Raw genomic sequence first — 14,111 nt, 5'->3', positions numbered from 1 at the left:
GTTGTCTCCAATCCGTGCTTGTACGGCGGTGCGCAAGATGTGCACCCGGTCTAGGTCACTGGCCCCACTTAATGGGCAGGGGGACGGGTCCTATAGTAGATATCGCGGGTGCCAGGCTGTGGGCGCGGCGGGACAGTTTCTTAGCATATTGGGACGGTGAGTCGGGGTCAGGATTAAGCTGAACGATGACCACGGGCACTGGATTTTCTTCGGCGCCAGAAAACGGCCAACTGCGGCCGGTGGTCGTTGCATTTCGCTCGTCGTCGGCGTGAGGCTAAGCTTAATAAATCGGGGTGAACTGAAACCTGGGTGAGAGCGGCCATCAGCAGATCTGGATAGGCATCGAGACGCTGCTCCCAAAGGAGACGACTATGTATGCGGTGATAAGAACCTACTTGGGTACTGGAGCAAGGCAGCTTTTCGTGCGTTTGGAAGAGCGCAAAACCGACGTCGAAGCTGCCCTGCGGACAGTGCCCGGCCTCGTCAGCTACACACTGCTGAATACGGGTGATGGTGGTACGTCGGTGACTGTTTGCACGGACAAGGCCGGCAGCGATGCGAGCTTGAAAGTCGCACGTGAGTGGATTCAGAAAAATGCATCAGATATCCACGCGGACCCGCCGATCGTTACGGAAGGTCCGGTTGTTGTGCAGATCAATTGAGGATCAATTAAGCAATTAAGGGGACCAATTAAGGGGACGGATCTATTTGTTTTACTTCGCTGAAATGCGGTCCCCAATAATGAAGGGACCGCTGCATAGCCCGCATCGCGGACGCGTCTGCCTCAGGCGGGTGGATCGATCTGATCCAGCATCCGGTTCGCCGTGATCTCCGCGAGCATGATGCTGTTGGAAATGCCCAGCAGGGCATTGCGCGATCCGCCGTCCAGATGATCCACCAGGTGATGAACCATCACGTCGACCGAGGCTAGCGTCTCGACCAGATAGACCGCGAGGGTTTCTGTCGTGGCCTGCGGGTCGACGGAGAACAGGGTGCTGGGTATACGCGGGGTGGCTTTTATGTCGGCAGTTGAGGGGACGTGGGAATCGAGGGCGCGTTCCGCGGCTTCGTTGAGTTTGTTTGGATCGGGGCTTTCGTAAGGGGATGCCGGATCGGTGTCTGGCGGATTGGGTGAAGGTTTAATCATCTTTGTACGCTCCAAAACATGGAGCCGTCACCAAGTCGCTGCTAAACGAATGGTGGCAGCTGTGTGCAGGTTAGCAGACCGGCGGAGACGATTCCGGCGCGCCCGAGGGCGCCCTGCGCACAGCTACCATAAAGTGCAGGCATGGAATGACCTGACTATTTGGATGCAAATGCGCTTCGTCACGACGGGCTGCTAAACCCGATCACTGATGGGCAGTGACGGGAATCAAGTTACCGAGCGGGGGATGGGCGCACAAGCCGGCGGATTCTGGCGTACCCGTAGGCAACGGCGCAAGGTGTTGTAGCTTTCAGGAAGTAATCAGTAGGACGCTTAAACATGCGCCTTTCGCGGGTGTTTAATTTGCTTGATCGAACGACGCGACGTCATGACTAACCTTGGCGTTTGAACTCCAGTAACGAAGTAACACCAAGCGAGTTCGTCGACGAAAACGTCGACCACACGCACTGGATTGGTATCGCTAACGTAGTCGTCGAGGCTTTCGGGAAGCAAAGTGCTCTGGCCACTATGTTCACCTTAGACGGAGCGCTCGTAGATGAGTCCGCCCTGGTTACGTGGCATCGACTAATGACTTCATATGAGTAGCAAAATCATCCTGTATCTGTAGGAACCCGCAGCGAAGGTAAAATGCGGCTCCCTCCGATGTATCCGTGGACAGGCGTACGACACGAAATCGCTGAGCCGCATATTCCAAAAGCTGCTGCACCAGGGCTTTACCCACATTCTGACCCCTTGATGCTCGCGCGACGTATACCCTCCGTAGCCTCCCGATGTCCGACCCGGCATGTGGATCATATGAAAGACCACCGATGGCGATCAGTTGCCCGTTGCGGAAGGCTCCAAAAAGGCATTCACCTGGTTGATCGAATCGGTTTGACCCGTCTTTCCAATCTGCAACCAAGCGCGTGAGAAACCTGAAACCTTCTGTAACTGCCTCCGCTTCAAATTCCAGGATTTCCGGAGGAAGCGCTGAGATCTGACGTATCGCCAGTTCGCCCATTGTCGTAACCACTAGATATCCCCGTGTTCGCTTTGGCACCCTAAAATCGCCTGCCGAAGCAGCGGGCGAGTGAGATTACGGAGTTGCTGCTGCATCAATGGGGGCCCATTCAATCACGTAACGCGTGTTGGCCGGACACCCGGAAACAAAGGAATAGCCAAACGCCAACGGACATCCTCTTCGTTCCTTTTAGTCGAGATTGCGCGATATATCGATGCTGTAACCGGTGGTATCCGTAGGCAGCTTTTTCTTGGCGAATCCGTTGATAACGAGGTAAAGCAATGGGCCAATCGATACGAAGACTGCCGTTATCAGAAAGTAAGGCACAAGAGAGACCGCAGATCGGCCTTTGGAACGAGCGTCCCGATACATCCAGATGCAAGCGAGGACGCCGAGCAGGTAAAGGTCAATAACTATTTGGGCAGTGTCCGGGCTGGATATTAACTCCAGGCCGAAGTCGATGAGCGATTGATCGGCAACGAACATGGTACCCGCCGTATACAAGGAAAAAATCACCAATGTGGCGAGTGAGAGGTAGGGTCTTTTCATTTGTCCTCCTTGAGCAAGAAGTGATAATCGACGCTGACAAGGTAGTGATATTGTCACGCCGAGATCAATGACCTCACAGGTCATGGACTCAGCCAATTCGCGCCGTCAGAGTCGAACAATGAGCCCCCGACCTTTTCCTCGAACGACACACTCCATCACTGCAAGTGAGCAGTTGCGTCAACTGCGACGTCAGGCAAAATTGAGCCAACTCGACCTCGCCTTGATGTCAGGTATTTCGCAGCGCCACCTCAGCTGCATCGAGACAGGGCGCGCCAAGCCAAGCCCTGGCACTCTGCATAACTTACTCATGGCACTCGAGGCGCCTCTAGAGCACTGCAACAGTGTCTTTCTCGCCAGTGGTTATGCACCGCGCTACGAAGCAACACCTCTTACCTCGCCAGGCATGGAGGCTGTTCGTGACGCTATAACTCACCTGCTTCATGCCAACAACCCCGCACCAGCGATTGTCTTGGGGAGTCAGTGGGAGATATTGGCAGCCAACGCAAGCACTGGAGTGCTGTTCGATCTGGTCGGCCTGAGTGCCGATGCGGCAGAAGGCCTAAATCTGTTGGTAACGCTGCTGGAGCCTGGAGGGTTGGGCGATCATCTTAACAATGTCGAGGAAATCAGATTGATTGCTTGGCAAAGGGCAGCGAGAGAGGCCTTGAGCAACCCGGGGCTCGCTACGCTTCTGAAAAGCCTCCCCACGCCTCAAGAGGCTTCCACGTTGACAAACGAACTGCCTCCGTTGGTGCTGACGCGGCTCGACTCAAGGCACGGGGAACTGAAATTCATGTCAACTTTTACAACATTTGGCATGCCTCTCGACATTACGATGGAGTCGCTGCGTATTGAGCATCTGATTCCTGCCGACGCGAGAACCTGGGAAGTCATGGCCCGAGCCTATGGACAATTGAAATGCTGATGCCCTTATCTTAGGTTCAACACATTCATAGGTGTATTCGCCAGACGCTTAGAGCGCCAGTTTAAGCTGGCGGAGGACAGCTGATGAAAGTTCGATACTGGCAAGAAATGGCGAATCAACCAGGCCCCGAGTCATGCATGTTGCACCGTGAGGTGCAGGGTGAAGCGTTGACAGAGATCATTTAAGGGGACGATCATTTAAGGGGATGCATTTAGATCATTTAAGGGGACGGATCTATTGGCATTTAAGGGGACGGATCTATTTGTGTTACTTCGCTGAAATGCGGTCCCCAATAAAAAAGGGATCGCTGCTGCATAGCCCGCATTGCGGACGCGTTTGCCTCAAGCGGGTGGATCGATCTGATCCAGCATCCGGTTAGCCGTGATTTCCGCGAGCATGATGCTGTTGGAAATGCCCAGCAGGGCATTGCGCGATCCGCCGTCCAGATGATCCACCAGGTGATGAACCATCACATCCACCGAGGCTAGCGTCTCGACCAGATAAACTGCCAGGGTTTCGGTCGTGGCCTGTGGGTCGACGGTGAACAGGGTGCTGGGTGTACGCGGGGTGGCTTTGATGTCGGCAGTCGAGGGGCCGTGGGAGTCGAGGGCGCGTTCGGCGGCTTCGTTGGGTTTGTATGAGTCGGGGCTTTCGTAGGGATATGCCGGATCGGTGTCTGGCGGATTGGGTGAAGGTTTGATCATTATTTTGGTACTCCAAACAGTTGGAGCCGTCACCTATCGCTGCTAAACGTAGGTGGCAGCTGTGCGCAGGTTAGCAGACCGGGGAGTACCAAACCGGCGCGCCCGAAGGCGCCCTACGCACAGCTACCATGAAGTGCAGGCCTGAAATGACCTGACTGTCTGGATGCAAATGCGCTTCAGTACTCGACGGGCTGCTAAACCCGATCACTGATGGGCAGTGACGGGAATCAAGTTACCGAGCGGGCCACTGGCGCACAAGCCGGCGGATTCTGGCGTACCCGTAGGCAACGGCGCAAGGTTTTGTAGCTTTCAGGAAGTAAGCCGTAGGGCGTTTAAACATGCGCCTTTCGCGGATGTTTAATTTGCTTGATCTAACATTGCTGCACGGCTGATTTCTGTACTCGGCCAGCACCATGTGATGCGTATCCGGCGTGCCACCGGATCGGCCGAAGGGAACGCAGCCGCATCCGCCTCTTTGAAAATCTGTGTGAGAACAGCAGAGCCTATCCCTGATCCTTGCGCGCCCGCTCCCATTCTTTCTTCGTTTAATCCCCGCGCCAGATGGCACCTTCTAAACACCGCCATATTGATACACCGTCGCACTCCAATACCGGCTGCCGTTACGTTTTTGGCGAACCCATCCATCTGCCACCAGTTGTTTGGCGATCATTCGATTCATAAAACCATGACCGAGCAGCAGAACCGGTCCTTCGCTGGCAAGGGACTGAAGTCGTCGAGCTGCCGTGCTGGCGCGTTTCCTCGCAGTGCCGGCGGATTCGACTCTGCGTGAGTAGCCGCACAACCATAAGACTCGAAGGATAAATGCCCAGGTAAACGGCGATAGCCGTGGCAGTTTCCAGTGACCATAAGGCAGTTGCGCTTCACAGAAAAGCGCGTCGACGAGGGCGGGCTTCAGGCCAAGAGCCAGGACGGAGGTTAGCGCACGAGGCGCGCTACTTGAGACAATCACCGTGGCGGTTGCGGCGAGCTGCATGCTGGCATCCGGCACGGGTTGGTTGGTTATTTCGGACTGGTTGTATTGCTCGATCCAGTCTTTCATTTCGAGCGCTGACATTTTGTCGGTAGCGACCAGCTTTGGCTGGCCGTGACGCATCAGGATTATTTCCCTACTCACAGTATGTTTACGTCCTTGTTCAGGTGTGCGGTCAATGTGGAAGGAGTGCGGTTCCGGGAATTTAAGGTTTGTGTCTAAAACCAAGCGTGATCTCGGTACCACGCCACCGTGTCGGTGATTGTCAGCTCTATTGCTCGGAAACTTAGGCCAAGCTCTTGTTCACTCTTGCTGTGGTTGAAACAAGTGCGGTCCTTCTCTCGTACCAACAGGCGCAACGTGGCCATGCTCAGCAGAATGGGCTTGCTGGTAAGACGCGCATAAATCTCCTGCACAGCCGCCAAGGTGAATAGAAAGGGGAGCGGTAGTTGTCGAACGGGTGTCTTGACGCCCGCTATGCGTCCAAGAATAGGCACCAGCTCACGCATTGTAATATGCCGGCCCGCCGCGAGATAGCGCTCACCTCGCCGCCCATGTTTGGCCGCGGCAATCTGCGCTAATGCCACATCGCGGGCATCAACAACGGAGAAGCTACCGGGGATCAGTCCGGGTAATTTGCCCTGCACGACATCGTTAACCAACTGTCCCGAGGAGGTCGGGCCAATGTCGGCAGGGCCCCACATCCAGCCAGGCAGGACCATGCAGGCATGCATCTCGGGATGGAACTCCAGGAACGACAAGACGACACGGTCGGCGAGGATTTTGCTTCGGTAGTAGTCATCCGCATCGGCGTCGGCCCGCAGACATGTCTCATCGATGGACATTCCAGGTGCGCCGTCGAGCACGGCAATGGAAGACGTATGGATGAACCGTCGTATACCGGCGCGGTAGGCCTGGTAAATCAGGTCCCGCGTACCGTCGACATTGATCTTTTCGAGTTCCTTCCAGTGGCTGCCGCCCTTGTAGTTGTCGCGAAAGAACGCCGCGGTGTGAAACACCGTATCGCAACCTTGCAGCGATGCTGCGAATGCGTCGACATCGGCCATGTCCCCAACGACCAGCTCCACTCCCGGCAGATTGTTGAACTGCTGTTCACCTTTGGCTCTTGAGCGGACCAGGCCTTTGACCGTATAGCCACGAGCGACCAATTCACGCACTAGATTGTTGCCCAGCAAGCCGGTTGCTCCAGTAACAAATGCGCTGCGCATGGCTCAACCCTCACCCTGTTCGGCTAACGGCATCAACACCGCACTGTCGAAGAAGGCCTCTTCACGGATGGCCAGTCCGTTTCTGAAGGTGAAGTGTGCGGCGTAGTGCACGGTAATGTGGCGTCCATGGGGTGCAATCACCTGGCCTGGCAGCACCAAGGGTGCGGCGAAGGTGCCGGTCAGTAAGGCAGTCAGCGCCAAACGATCGTCAGCGACCATGAATGGGGTGAAGGTCACTTGGGCATCAGGGAACGCTTCGAACAGCGCAGTCTCTCGTTTGCGCATGGATTCGCGACCGGTTTGAACCCCCATACCATCGAGGTAGATGAAGTCTTCGCAAACCAACGCAAGCATCGCCTCCACATCACGGCGATTGAAGGCTCTTGAGGCGCGTTCCGCATAGTCGTAGGGGCCAGTAGTCATACAATCCATTCCATTCGTTTCGAGGGCCTGTAGATATACCTTTGAGGCATCTCCCGAAAAACAGCGATTACTGCATAATGGATTTGCACATATGCAGACCAGGGAGGACAGGACGCATGGCGTTGCAAACAAATTGGGACGATCTTCGTCTGCTGTTGGCAGTCTCGCGGCGTGGCAGCTTCCTTCAAGCTGGCCAGTTGCTGGGTATCGCGGCGTCTACCGTGTCCCGCCGTCTGACCCAACTTGAGGTCGCACTGGGCGAGCCACTCGTCGAGCGGGGCGTTGAAGGATGCTGGTTGACCTCGCGGGGCCAATCCCTCGTGGAAGTTGCCCTGGCTGCGGAAGCTGGCTTGAGGCGTCAAACCGCTGCTGGCATATCCGAGCTACACACAGGGCTATCTGGCAGTGTCATGGTCAGTGCAGGAGAGGGTTTCTCGTCTTGTGTGCTGGAGGCCGCGAGTCGCTTCACTTCTCTGCACCCGCGTTGCTCGGTGGAACTGATGGTAACAGCCGACTTTCACAAGATCGTCCGCGGCGTGGCAGACATTGCTGTACGTACAGCTCATCTGGGTGAGCCGTCGCTGATTTATCGACCAATAGGCCGGCTCGCCTACGGTGTCTTCGCTGATGCCGGTTATCTGAAGCGGTTTCCAGGGGTGACCCCGGCCACTGCGGTCAATATTGCCTTTCTTCCCCCGCTGGACATGCTGCCGCAAATGCGGGCGGCAAAAACCGGTGGTCTGGACCGCGCGCAGATCAGTGTGAACTCGTTCGCGGTTCAGCTCGAATCGGTGAGGCGAGGAATGGGTGTGGCAGTACTGCCTCGTATTCTGGCAAAGGACTTGATCGAGTTGTTCCCGGATCTCCAACTTCCAGATATGGAAGTCTATCTGGTGACCCGGCCTCAGGCATTGAAACAGGCTCACATCAAATGTTTTTTTACCATCCTGGAGCAGGTGCTGCTCGAAGCCCTTTCCATAGCAAATACGGAAGGTTACTTCTTGGGGGGCGACCCGAAATGGGTGCATGGGGGCGCTAGCCAAAATAATTGAGATGGGTTCTGTCAAGACATCAGCTAACGAAGTTACCAATGAAACCATGATCGGCAGAGATCGACCCAAAGCTGCCGGTCAGCATCAGCAGCAGCTAGACGGGTATTGGTGTACGGCCTGCCCGGCAGTCCAGTGGCAGGCCATATGCAACGTTCTACTTAACGCAAGGTGCGAAATGCTGCCCGGAGTTCTTTTGCGAACAGCTCAGGTTCTTCCCACGCCGCAAAATGTCCCCCTTTGTCTACTTCGTTGAAGTAAACCAGGTTGGGATAAGCGCGCTCAGTCCAGGTCTTCGGTGCCTTGTAAATTTCGCCGGGAAACACGGTGACCGCGACAGGGATCTTAATGTCGCGGGTCTTCTGTTCCACTGCGTTGAAGTTGTTATTGTTATTTTCCCAGTAAAGGCGGGCGGACGAGACGGCGCTATTGGTCAACCAATAGAGCGAAATACCGTCGAGCATCTCGTCCTTGGTTAGGGATTTGCCGGCATCACCACCGCTGTAGGTCCATTGATTGAATTTGTCGAACATCCACGCCGCCAACCCGGCAGGTGAATCGGACAAGCCGTACCCTACGGTCTGTGGGCGGGTACCCATCATGGCGCCATAAGCGGCATTTTTGGAGAAGAAGGTTTTTAGCGATTCATAGGCCGCTGTTTCCGAAGTCGACAGACCGGCGGGTGGAGGGGTGCCGTCGCTTATTGCCTTGGCGACATCGGCGGGCACGGTAGCTGGCATGTTCACGTGTATGCCCAGCAAGCCTGGTGGCGCCTGGCGCCCCATGGCATCTGCGATCACAGAACCCCAATCGCCGCCTTGGGACACGTAGCGCTTGTAGCCCAGACGCTTCATCAACACATCCCAAGCGAGTCCGATGCGGTCAGGGTTCCAACCGCCGCTGGTGGGACGCTGCGAAAAACCGTAGCCGGGCATCGAGGGAATGATTACGTCAAAAGCATCTTCGGCGCGACCTCCATGGGCAGTGGGATCGGTCAAGGGGGCGATGGCCTTGGTCAGCTCCAGGATCGACCCGGGCCATCCATGGGTGAGTAGCAGCGGCATAGCGTTCGGGTGTTTTGATTTGACGTGGATGAACTGAATGTCGAGGCCGTCAATTTTGGTCACAAACATTGGTAAGGCATTGAGCTGTTTTTCAACCTTGCGCCAGTCGTATTGCGTGCCCCAGTAAGCCACCAGATCCTGGAGTTTCGCCAGTTGCACCCCTTGGGATTGGTCGCCTACCGTTTCACGGTCTGGCCAGCGTGTGGCTAACACACGCTTGCGCAGGTCGGCAACCGCCTCTTCAGGAATGTTGACTTTAAAAGGACGGATCGCGCTGTCCTGCTCAACGGTGGCAGCGACCTCCGGTGTGGTGCTGGCCCGGGCGTAACTGGGTGAGACGAGTGCGAGCAGTGCGCAGGCACCTGCAATTGCGGTAGTCGCAAGCAGGCTGCGCCGCAAGTGCGGGAATGATACAGAAGACATGGTCTTTTTCCTGAAGAATGGCGCGATGTGTGCGGTCAGCCGCACCACCTTGGCCACAGGCAGATTTTCGGGGTGTCGCCTCCGATCAGCGAGGCGGTCGGAATGGCCCATGACCGGGCCGTCAGGTGCAGTCCTTGGAACTTTTCAGTTATGTAATCGGGCTTGGTAAACCAACAAGTGCGCATAGACCAAAGCCAACAGGGGAGCTTCCATATTCTTTGCAGACGCTCGCACGAGGAGATCCCCAATGATCTGATCGGCTTCGATGGCTCGGCCGGCCACCAGATCCCGATACATCGACGATGTTTGCGGGGAGCCTTGCAATGTGAGAAGACGATAGGCTTGCGTCAGGAAGGGCTCACTGAGTTCTTGGCCTGCGGCACGGACAACCGCCGACACCTCGTCAATCATGCGTAGCGCAAATTCGTGACCTCCTGCGGCCGCTACGACTTCGCCAATACTGCCTCTCATCAGGCAATTGATACTCCCCATCGCCGCGAGCAACGTCCACTTTTCCCACATGTCCCTTAAAATCGTATTCGAAATGTTTGCATCGAATCCGGCGTCGCGCATGAACGTGTGCACGGCTGCGAGTCGATCCGAATCACTCCCATCCAGCTCTCCAAAGGAGATATCGTTGAACGTGCCCTGCTGGATGATACGTCCACTCTCATCAAGGCTTGTTGCCACTTTGCAAGCGCATCCCAGCAAGCGCTCTGCACCGAATTTTTCCGAGATGACGTCCATGTGCCGCATGCCGTTGAGCAATGGCAAGATGACTGTTTCGGGGCCGACAGCGGCGGCCATGTCCTGTAGCGCAGAGTCAAGCGCGTAGGCCTTGACCGCTAGCAAAACGATGTCGAAGGTGCCATTGATTTGCGCTGATGTAATGAGCTGCGGTTGTATGTCGATGTCACCGGCCGGGCTTCTGACGCACAGGCCATGTTGCTCGATGAGGCGAAGTCGTTGCGGCCGTACGAGGAACGTAACATCGCGATCTGCCTTGGCCAGCTTTGCCCCGAAAAACCCGCCGGTCGAGCCGGCGCCCACAATCAAAATTCTCATTGTTAAAATCCTCGTTACAGCAGGTTGAGTCTGATCTGGGTCAGTCCAGGAACGCATTGGCCTGATTTACAAAATCGTCGGAATATTGGAATAGTGCTCCATGCCCCGAATTCGGATAAATCAGTAACTTGGCGTTCGGGATGTGCTGTTGCAACGTGAATGAGTTTTGGGTCGGTACCATCACATCCTTGCTGCCGTTGACCACTAAAGTCGGCTGAGAAATGTGGTTCAGCTGAGAAAAAGTTCCGTCACCGGGCGAGTTCCACTTGCCCAGCGCCGCGCCTTGAGCGTTGATGGCTTTCATCGAAGCGAGTTTGTCGAGGCCCTCGCTGCGTTGGTGACGCCTTTCCCAGAAGTCCCGGGCCGCCTGCTGGCTGGACGGAGCCGGATCAAAGAACAGGTAGGCGGTTTCTTCCTGTGAGGCTATCGTCTCGCGCAGGGCGATCGCCGGCACCTTTGGATCATTCCCCGGTACTCCACCGCGCGGCGCCGTTCCTGCGAGGATCAGTTTGCGGACCAACTCTGGATGCCGCAGTGCAACTTCCTGAGCCACCATGCCGCCGATTGAAAAGCCCAGCACATCCACTTGCGTCAACCCACGTGCGCGTGCAAATGCGGCGACGTTATCGGCCATGGCTTCGAACGAATCGGGGGTTTCGCCACCGCTGAGGCCTACGCCCGCATTGTCGAATAGGTAAACCGGCCGCTGTTTAGCCAGACCATCGGTGAGCGCCGGATCCCAGTAATCCATGTTGCCGCGAAAGTGCTGAAGCAGGATGACCGGAACCCCCGTCTGCGAACCAAGTTGACGGTAGGCATATCGCACGCCGTCCGCTTCGACGAACTGATTGGGTACTGTGTTGTGAGTAGCAGTTGGCGCCGCGAAGGCACCGCCAGCAGTCATGACAGAAAACGCTGCGCCGAGGGCGAGCCGTTGCATGAAATTCATCTCGTACTCCTACGCAGTCGCTTCAGGGTTCAGGTATGCCGCTTGCTCAGTCGACAGGCTGGCCTTGATGGCGCGAGTACCTTTGTCTGCGAGCACTTCTTGCAATCCCGCTTCCAGCCCGTCCAGTGATTGGATCACTACTTCGGAGGGCTGGACTTTCGGCACGTCAAAACCATGGGTCAGGTCAGTGTCGATGAAGCCCACGTGTAGGCCTTGCACGCTCGTGCCCTGGGCATGGAGTTCGAGTCGCAACGAATTGGTGGAGCTCCATGCCGCTGATTTCGATGCCGCATAGGCGGACAGGAAAGGCGCAGCAACCCAAGTCGCATCCGAAAGGACGTTGACGATCGCTCCGCCGCCATTGGCTTTTAGAACAGGCGCGAAAGCCAGGCTGACGTGCATAACGCCGTAGTAATTGGTTTCGAAAATTTCGCGAGCGGCTTCCACCAGGCCAGGGTCAAGCATCGAGGGCAGCAAACGCGCAATGCCCGCATTGTTGACCAGCAGCGTCACGTCGCCAGTCTGCGCCACCGCGGCGGCAACCGATGCCGGGTCGCTGACGTCCAGACGGATAGCGATCACGCCTGGAATATTGACACCCTCGGGATTTCGTACCCCGGCGTAGACCTTGCGCGCGCCCCTTGCCACGAGTTCTTTTGCAAAGGCGAGACCGAGACCACGGTTGGCGCCGGTAACAAATGCAACGGCATTTTCGATTTTCATTGTTATGTGCTCTGAGGGGTGAGTGACTCGCGGTGCTTAAGATTGCGGTCGCAATCATTAAATTAATAGTGGTGCTCACAATTATTAAAGTCAAGACTCAGTTGGAAATAACAATTATCTCTTTTGGGTATAGGCTTTTGAAAGATTGTGAGTGCAACTATAATGTGCAAAGATCGCCCTCAAAGGAGCCTTGTCATGAAAATCTCGAAAGAAAAAGCAGAGGCCAATCGCGCCGCATTGATTGAGACGGCGAGCCGTCTGTTTCGGCAGAAAGGGATCGATGGCGTGGGCGTTGCCGAAATCAGCAAGTCGGCTGGCTTGACGCACGGTGCCCTGTACGCGCATTTCCCATCCAAGGAAGCTCTGGCGGCCGAGGCGCTGGCGTGGAGTTTGGAGCAGAGCAATGCCAAGCTCTATTCGGGTACGGTGGATGGCGAGCCGGATCTGGAACGCTTTCTCTCCGACTATCTGTCTGTCGACAGGCGGGACGATTACGCCGACCACTGTGCAATGGCCGCGTCAGCCAGCGAAATTGGCCGCCAGGATGCGGTAACCAGCTCAAAGTTTACCGAGGGTTACCTGGTGCTGGTTCGAGCGTTCGAGCGCAGGGTGGCGGCCAACAACCAAGCCGTCGACGCGCTTGCCACCGCCATGGGCATTGTTGCAGCAATGATTGGCGCCCTCTCGGTTGCGCGCGCTACGGCGAAGGCCAGGCCAGAGGTATCGGCCCAAGTGCTGCAAGGTGTGCGTGCAATGATTGACGCCGCACTGGGCAAACCATACGGCGAACGCGAGAAGTCCAGTTGACGACGAAGGCCAGCCTCTTGGCTTGCCTGTTCAAGTCGCTCCTCTGGCACTAAGTACTACACAGTTAATCTTTGCCGCTTTGCGGCACTTACCCGCCATCAAAGTAAAACAATCTCCCGTGACTTCGAGTGAATGAACAGAGAAAAGGAGAAAAGGGGACAGGAGAAAAGGGGACGGACTTAGTTTTCCAAAACCGGTGGTTTGGACCGCGCGCAGATCAGCGTGAACTCGTTCGCGGTTCAGCTCGAATCGGTGAGGCGAGGAATGGGTGTGGCAGTACTGCCCCGTATTCTGGCAAAGGACTTGATCGAGTTGTTCCCGGATCTCCAACTTCCAGATATGGAAGTCTATCTGGTGACCCGGCCTCAGGCATTGAAACAGGCTCATATCAAATGTTTTTTTGCCATCCTGGAGCAGGTGCTGCTCGAAGCCCTTTCCATAGCAAATGCGGAAGGTTACCTCTTGGGGGGCGACCCGAAATGGGTGCATGGGGGCGCTAGCCAAAATAATTGAGATGGGTTCAGTCAAGACATCAGCTAACGAAGTGACCAATGAAACCATGATCGGCAGAGATCGACCCTTTGCGAACATTGGTTGCTTGTACGCCAAGCACCGATCGAGCCTAGCTCTCTTGATTCAACGGCATCAGGGTTTCCCACTCTGTTTCAGCCACAAACCAAAGTCCTGCATTACGCTGACGACGGGCCTCAATCGGTTGCCTTCCTCGGTCAGCTCATATTCCACTTTGACGGGAACTGTCGGGAACACCGTGCGCTTCACCAAGCCGACTTCCTCAAGTGCCCGCAGGTCAAGGGTCAGCATCCGCTGCGAGATTCCCGGGACATCACGCCGCAGCTCATTAAAACGCTTGGGTCCGTCGAGAAGATATGACACCAGCAGGAGACGCCATCGGCCACCTAGCAGGCGCATGGCTTCCTCCACTGAACAGCCCGTCACATTCTTTTTCATGGAGTTTTCCTCAGGGTATTGCAGGTATATTTTATGTACCTAGATGATAAAAAAGTGCCTTCTTCCATTTATATAC

The 14,111-nt window shown here is 55.9% G+C and carries 16 protein-coding genes and 3 pseudogenes; 5 read left to right on the top strand and 14 right to left on the bottom strand.

Annotation, left to right across the window (positions count from 1 at the left end; all coding sequences use genetic code 11):
• The first annotated feature begins 371 nt into the window (after window positions 1-371).
• Window positions 372-662: a hypothetical protein gene (locus PMA3_RS18460; RefSeq protein ID WP_064678529.1), complete on the top strand. Its 291-nt coding sequence runs from the start codon at window positions 372-374 to the stop codon at window positions 660-662.
• 122 nt (window positions 663-784) lie between these two features.
• Here the strand turns inward: PMA3_RS18460 and PMA3_RS18455 are convergent, their stop codons facing one another.
• The 4 genes and pseudogenes from PMA3_RS18455 to PMA3_RS18445 all read right to left on the bottom strand — a co-directional run bounded on the left by PMA3_RS18455 (window position 785) and on the right by PMA3_RS18445 (window position 2,714).
• Window positions 785-1,147, bottom strand: a complete 363-nt coding sequence (locus PMA3_RS18455) for a DUF6124 family protein (protein ID WP_064678528.1) — start codon at window positions 1,145-1,147, stop codon at window positions 785-787.
• Between the two features lie 432 nt (window positions 1,148-1,579).
• Window positions 1,580-1,657, bottom strand: a pseudogene (locus tag PMA3_RS33215) (hypothetical protein); the annotation flags it as partial.
• A gap of 58 nt (window positions 1,658-1,715) precedes the next feature.
• On the bottom strand, window positions 1,716-2,165 hold the full coding sequence (locus tag PMA3_RS18450) for a GNAT family N-acetyltransferase (protein ID WP_420848517.1): 450 nt from the start codon (window positions 2,163-2,165) through the stop codon (window positions 1,716-1,718).
• A 189-nt stretch (window positions 2,166-2,354) separates the two neighbouring features.
• Window positions 2,355-2,714: a hypothetical protein gene (locus PMA3_RS18445; protein ID WP_064678526.1), complete on the bottom strand. Its 360-nt coding sequence runs from the start codon at window positions 2,712-2,714 to the stop codon at window positions 2,355-2,357.
• Window positions 2,715-2,832: 118 nt separating this feature from the next.
• On the opposite strand from PMA3_RS18445, the gene PMA3_RS18440 reads away from it, so the two are divergent.
• Entirely contained in the window at window positions 2,833-3,639 is an 807-nt protein-coding gene (locus PMA3_RS18440) for an MmyB family transcriptional regulator (RefSeq protein WP_064678525.1), read from the top strand.
• 341 nt (window positions 3,640-3,980) lie between these two features.
• Here PMA3_RS18440 and PMA3_RS18435 read toward each other — a convergent pair whose 3' ends face one another.
• The 5 genes and pseudogenes from PMA3_RS18435 to PMA3_RS18420 all read right to left on the bottom strand — a co-directional run bounded on the left by PMA3_RS18435 (window position 3,981) and on the right by PMA3_RS18420 (window position 6,986).
• Window positions 3,981-4,343, bottom strand: coding sequence for a DUF6124 family protein (locus PMA3_RS18435; protein WP_064678524.1), 363 nt, complete (start codon window positions 4,341-4,343; stop codon window positions 3,981-3,983).
• Between the two features lie 450 nt (window positions 4,344-4,793).
• Window positions 4,794-4,865, bottom strand: a pseudogene (locus tag PMA3_RS33210) (GNAT family N-acetyltransferase); the annotation flags it as partial.
• 49 nt (window positions 4,866-4,914) lie between these two features.
• Complete coding sequence (locus tag PMA3_RS18430; protein ID WP_064678523.1) at window positions 4,915-5,457, bottom strand: histidine phosphatase family protein; 543 nt, start codon at window positions 5,455-5,457, stop codon at window positions 4,915-4,917.
• Between the two features lie 95 nt (window positions 5,458-5,552).
• Window positions 5,553-6,563 (bottom strand): SDR family oxidoreductase, encoded by a 1,011-nt coding sequence (locus PMA3_RS18425; RefSeq protein ID WP_064678522.1) that lies wholly within the window; start codon window positions 6,561-6,563, stop codon window positions 5,553-5,555.
• Between the two features lie 3 nt (window positions 6,564-6,566).
• Window positions 6,567-6,986 (bottom strand): ester cyclase, encoded by a 420-nt coding sequence (locus tag PMA3_RS18420; RefSeq protein ID WP_064678521.1) that lies wholly within the window; start codon window positions 6,984-6,986, stop codon window positions 6,567-6,569.
• Window positions 6,987-7,102: 116 nt separating this feature from the next.
• Here PMA3_RS18420 and PMA3_RS18415 point away from each other — a divergent pair, with 116 nt between their 5' ends.
• Entirely contained in the window at window positions 7,103-8,038 is a 936-nt protein-coding gene (locus PMA3_RS18415; protein WP_064678520.1) for a LysR family transcriptional regulator, read from the top strand.
• 158 nt (window positions 8,039-8,196) lie between these two features.
• Here PMA3_RS18415 and PMA3_RS18410 read toward each other — a convergent pair whose 3' ends face one another.
• Genes PMA3_RS18410 through PMA3_RS18395 form a run of 4 tightly spaced genes read right to left on the bottom strand, consistent with a single transcriptional unit; the run spans window position 8,197 to window position 12,259 of the window.
• Window positions 8,197-9,633, bottom strand: a complete 1,437-nt coding sequence (locus tag PMA3_RS18410; protein WP_237140649.1) for an epoxide hydrolase family protein — start codon at window positions 9,631-9,633, stop codon at window positions 8,197-8,199.
• 33 nt (window positions 9,634-9,666) lie between these two features.
• On the bottom strand, window positions 9,667-10,587 hold the full coding sequence (locus PMA3_RS18405; protein ID WP_064678519.1) for a ketopantoate reductase family protein: 921 nt from the start codon (window positions 10,585-10,587) through the stop codon (window positions 9,667-9,669).
• Window positions 10,588-10,627: 40 nt separating this feature from the next.
• Complete coding sequence (locus tag PMA3_RS18400) at window positions 10,628-11,536, bottom strand: alpha/beta fold hydrolase (protein ID WP_082930366.1); 909 nt, start codon at window positions 11,534-11,536, stop codon at window positions 10,628-10,630.
• 9 nt (window positions 11,537-11,545) lie between these two features.
• A complete protein-coding gene (locus tag PMA3_RS18395; RefSeq protein WP_064678518.1) occupies window positions 11,546-12,259 on the bottom strand; it encodes an SDR family oxidoreductase in 714 nt (237 codons plus the stop codon).
• 195 nt (window positions 12,260-12,454) lie between these two features.
• Here PMA3_RS18395 and PMA3_RS18390 point away from each other — a divergent pair, with 195 nt between their 5' ends.
• Both PMA3_RS18390 and PMA3_RS18385 read left to right on the top strand, forming a co-directional pair.
• The gene (locus tag PMA3_RS18390) at window positions 12,455-13,066 is read left to right on the top strand and encodes a TetR/AcrR family transcriptional regulator (protein ID WP_064678517.1); all 612 of its coding nucleotides are present in this window, start codon (window positions 12,455-12,457) and stop codon (window positions 13,064-13,066) included.
• A gap of 186 nt (window positions 13,067-13,252) precedes the next feature.
• Window positions 13,253-13,579: pseudogene (locus PMA3_RS18385) on the top strand (LysR substrate-binding domain-containing protein); the annotation flags it as partial.
• 132 nt (window positions 13,580-13,711) lie between these two features.
• Here the strand turns inward: PMA3_RS18385 and PMA3_RS18380 are convergent.
• A complete protein-coding gene (locus PMA3_RS18380) occupies window positions 13,712-14,035 on the bottom strand; it encodes a winged helix-turn-helix transcriptional regulator (RefSeq protein WP_064678516.1) in 324 nt (107 codons plus the stop codon).
• Between the last annotated feature and the right edge of the window lie 76 nt (window positions 14,036-14,111).

This window comes from Pseudomonas silesiensis (genome assembly GCF_001661075.1).
GTDB lineage: Bacteria > Pseudomonadota > Gammaproteobacteria > Pseudomonadales > Pseudomonadaceae > Aquipseudomonas > Aquipseudomonas silesiensis.
Note: the sequence above shows the minus strand (reverse complement) of the source record. Positions and strands in the feature narration are given on the sequence as shown.

What these genes read in the sequence shown, in the direction of transcription:
- PMA3_RS18460 (WP_064678529.1), top strand. Translation starts at nt 372, where the DNA reads ATGTATGCGGTGATAAGAACCTACTTGGGTACTGGAGCAAGGCAGCTT.
- PMA3_RS18455 (WP_064678528.1), bottom strand. Translation starts at nt 1,147, where the DNA reads ATGATTAAACCTTCACCCAATCCGCCAGACACCGATCCGGCATCCCCT.
- PMA3_RS18450 (WP_420848517.1), bottom strand. Translation starts at nt 2,165, where the DNA reads ATGGGCGAACTGGCGATACGTCAGATCTCAGCGCTTCCTCCGGAAATC.
- PMA3_RS18445 (WP_064678526.1), bottom strand. Translation starts at nt 2,714, where the DNA reads ATGAAAAGACCCTACCTCTCACTCGCCACATTGGTGATTTTTTCCTTG.
- PMA3_RS18440 (WP_064678525.1), top strand. Translation starts at nt 2,833, where the DNA reads ATGAGCCCCCGACCTTTTCCTCGAACGACACACTCCATCACTGCAAGT.
- PMA3_RS18435 (WP_064678524.1), bottom strand. Translation starts at nt 4,343, where the DNA reads ATGATCAAACCTTCACCCAATCCGCCAGACACCGATCCGGCATATCCC.
- PMA3_RS18430 (WP_064678523.1), bottom strand. Translation starts at nt 5,457, where the DNA reads ATGCGTCACGGCCAGCCAAAGCTGGTCGCTACCGACAAAATGTCAGCG.
- PMA3_RS18425 (WP_064678522.1), bottom strand. Translation starts at nt 6,563, where the DNA reads ATGCGCAGCGCATTTGTTACTGGAGCAACCGGCTTGCTGGGCAACAAT.
- PMA3_RS18420 (WP_064678521.1), bottom strand. Translation starts at nt 6,986, where the DNA reads ATGACTACTGGCCCCTACGACTATGCGGAACGCGCCTCAAGAGCCTTC.
- PMA3_RS18415 (WP_064678520.1), top strand. Translation starts at nt 7,103, where the DNA reads ATGGCGTTGCAAACAAATTGGGACGATCTTCGTCTGCTGTTGGCAGTC.
- PMA3_RS18410 (WP_237140649.1), bottom strand. Translation starts at nt 9,633, where the DNA reads ATGGGCCATTCCGACCGCCTCGCTGATCGGAGGCGACACCCCGAAAAT.
- PMA3_RS18405 (WP_064678519.1), bottom strand. Translation starts at nt 10,587, where the DNA reads ATGAGAATTTTGATTGTGGGCGCCGGCTCGACCGGCGGGTTTTTCGGG.
- PMA3_RS18400 (WP_082930366.1), bottom strand. Translation starts at nt 11,536, where the DNA reads ATGAATTTCATGCAACGGCTCGCCCTCGGCGCAGCGTTTTCTGTCATG.
- PMA3_RS18395 (WP_064678518.1), bottom strand. Translation starts at nt 12,259, where the DNA reads ATGAAAATCGAAAATGCCGTTGCATTTGTTACCGGCGCCAACCGTGGT.
- PMA3_RS18390 (WP_064678517.1), top strand. Translation starts at nt 12,455, where the DNA reads ATGAAAATCTCGAAAGAAAAAGCAGAGGCCAATCGCGCCGCATTGATT.
- PMA3_RS18380 (WP_064678516.1), bottom strand. Translation starts at nt 14,035, where the DNA reads ATGAAAAAGAATGTGACGGGCTGTTCAGTGGAGGAAGCCATGCGCCTG.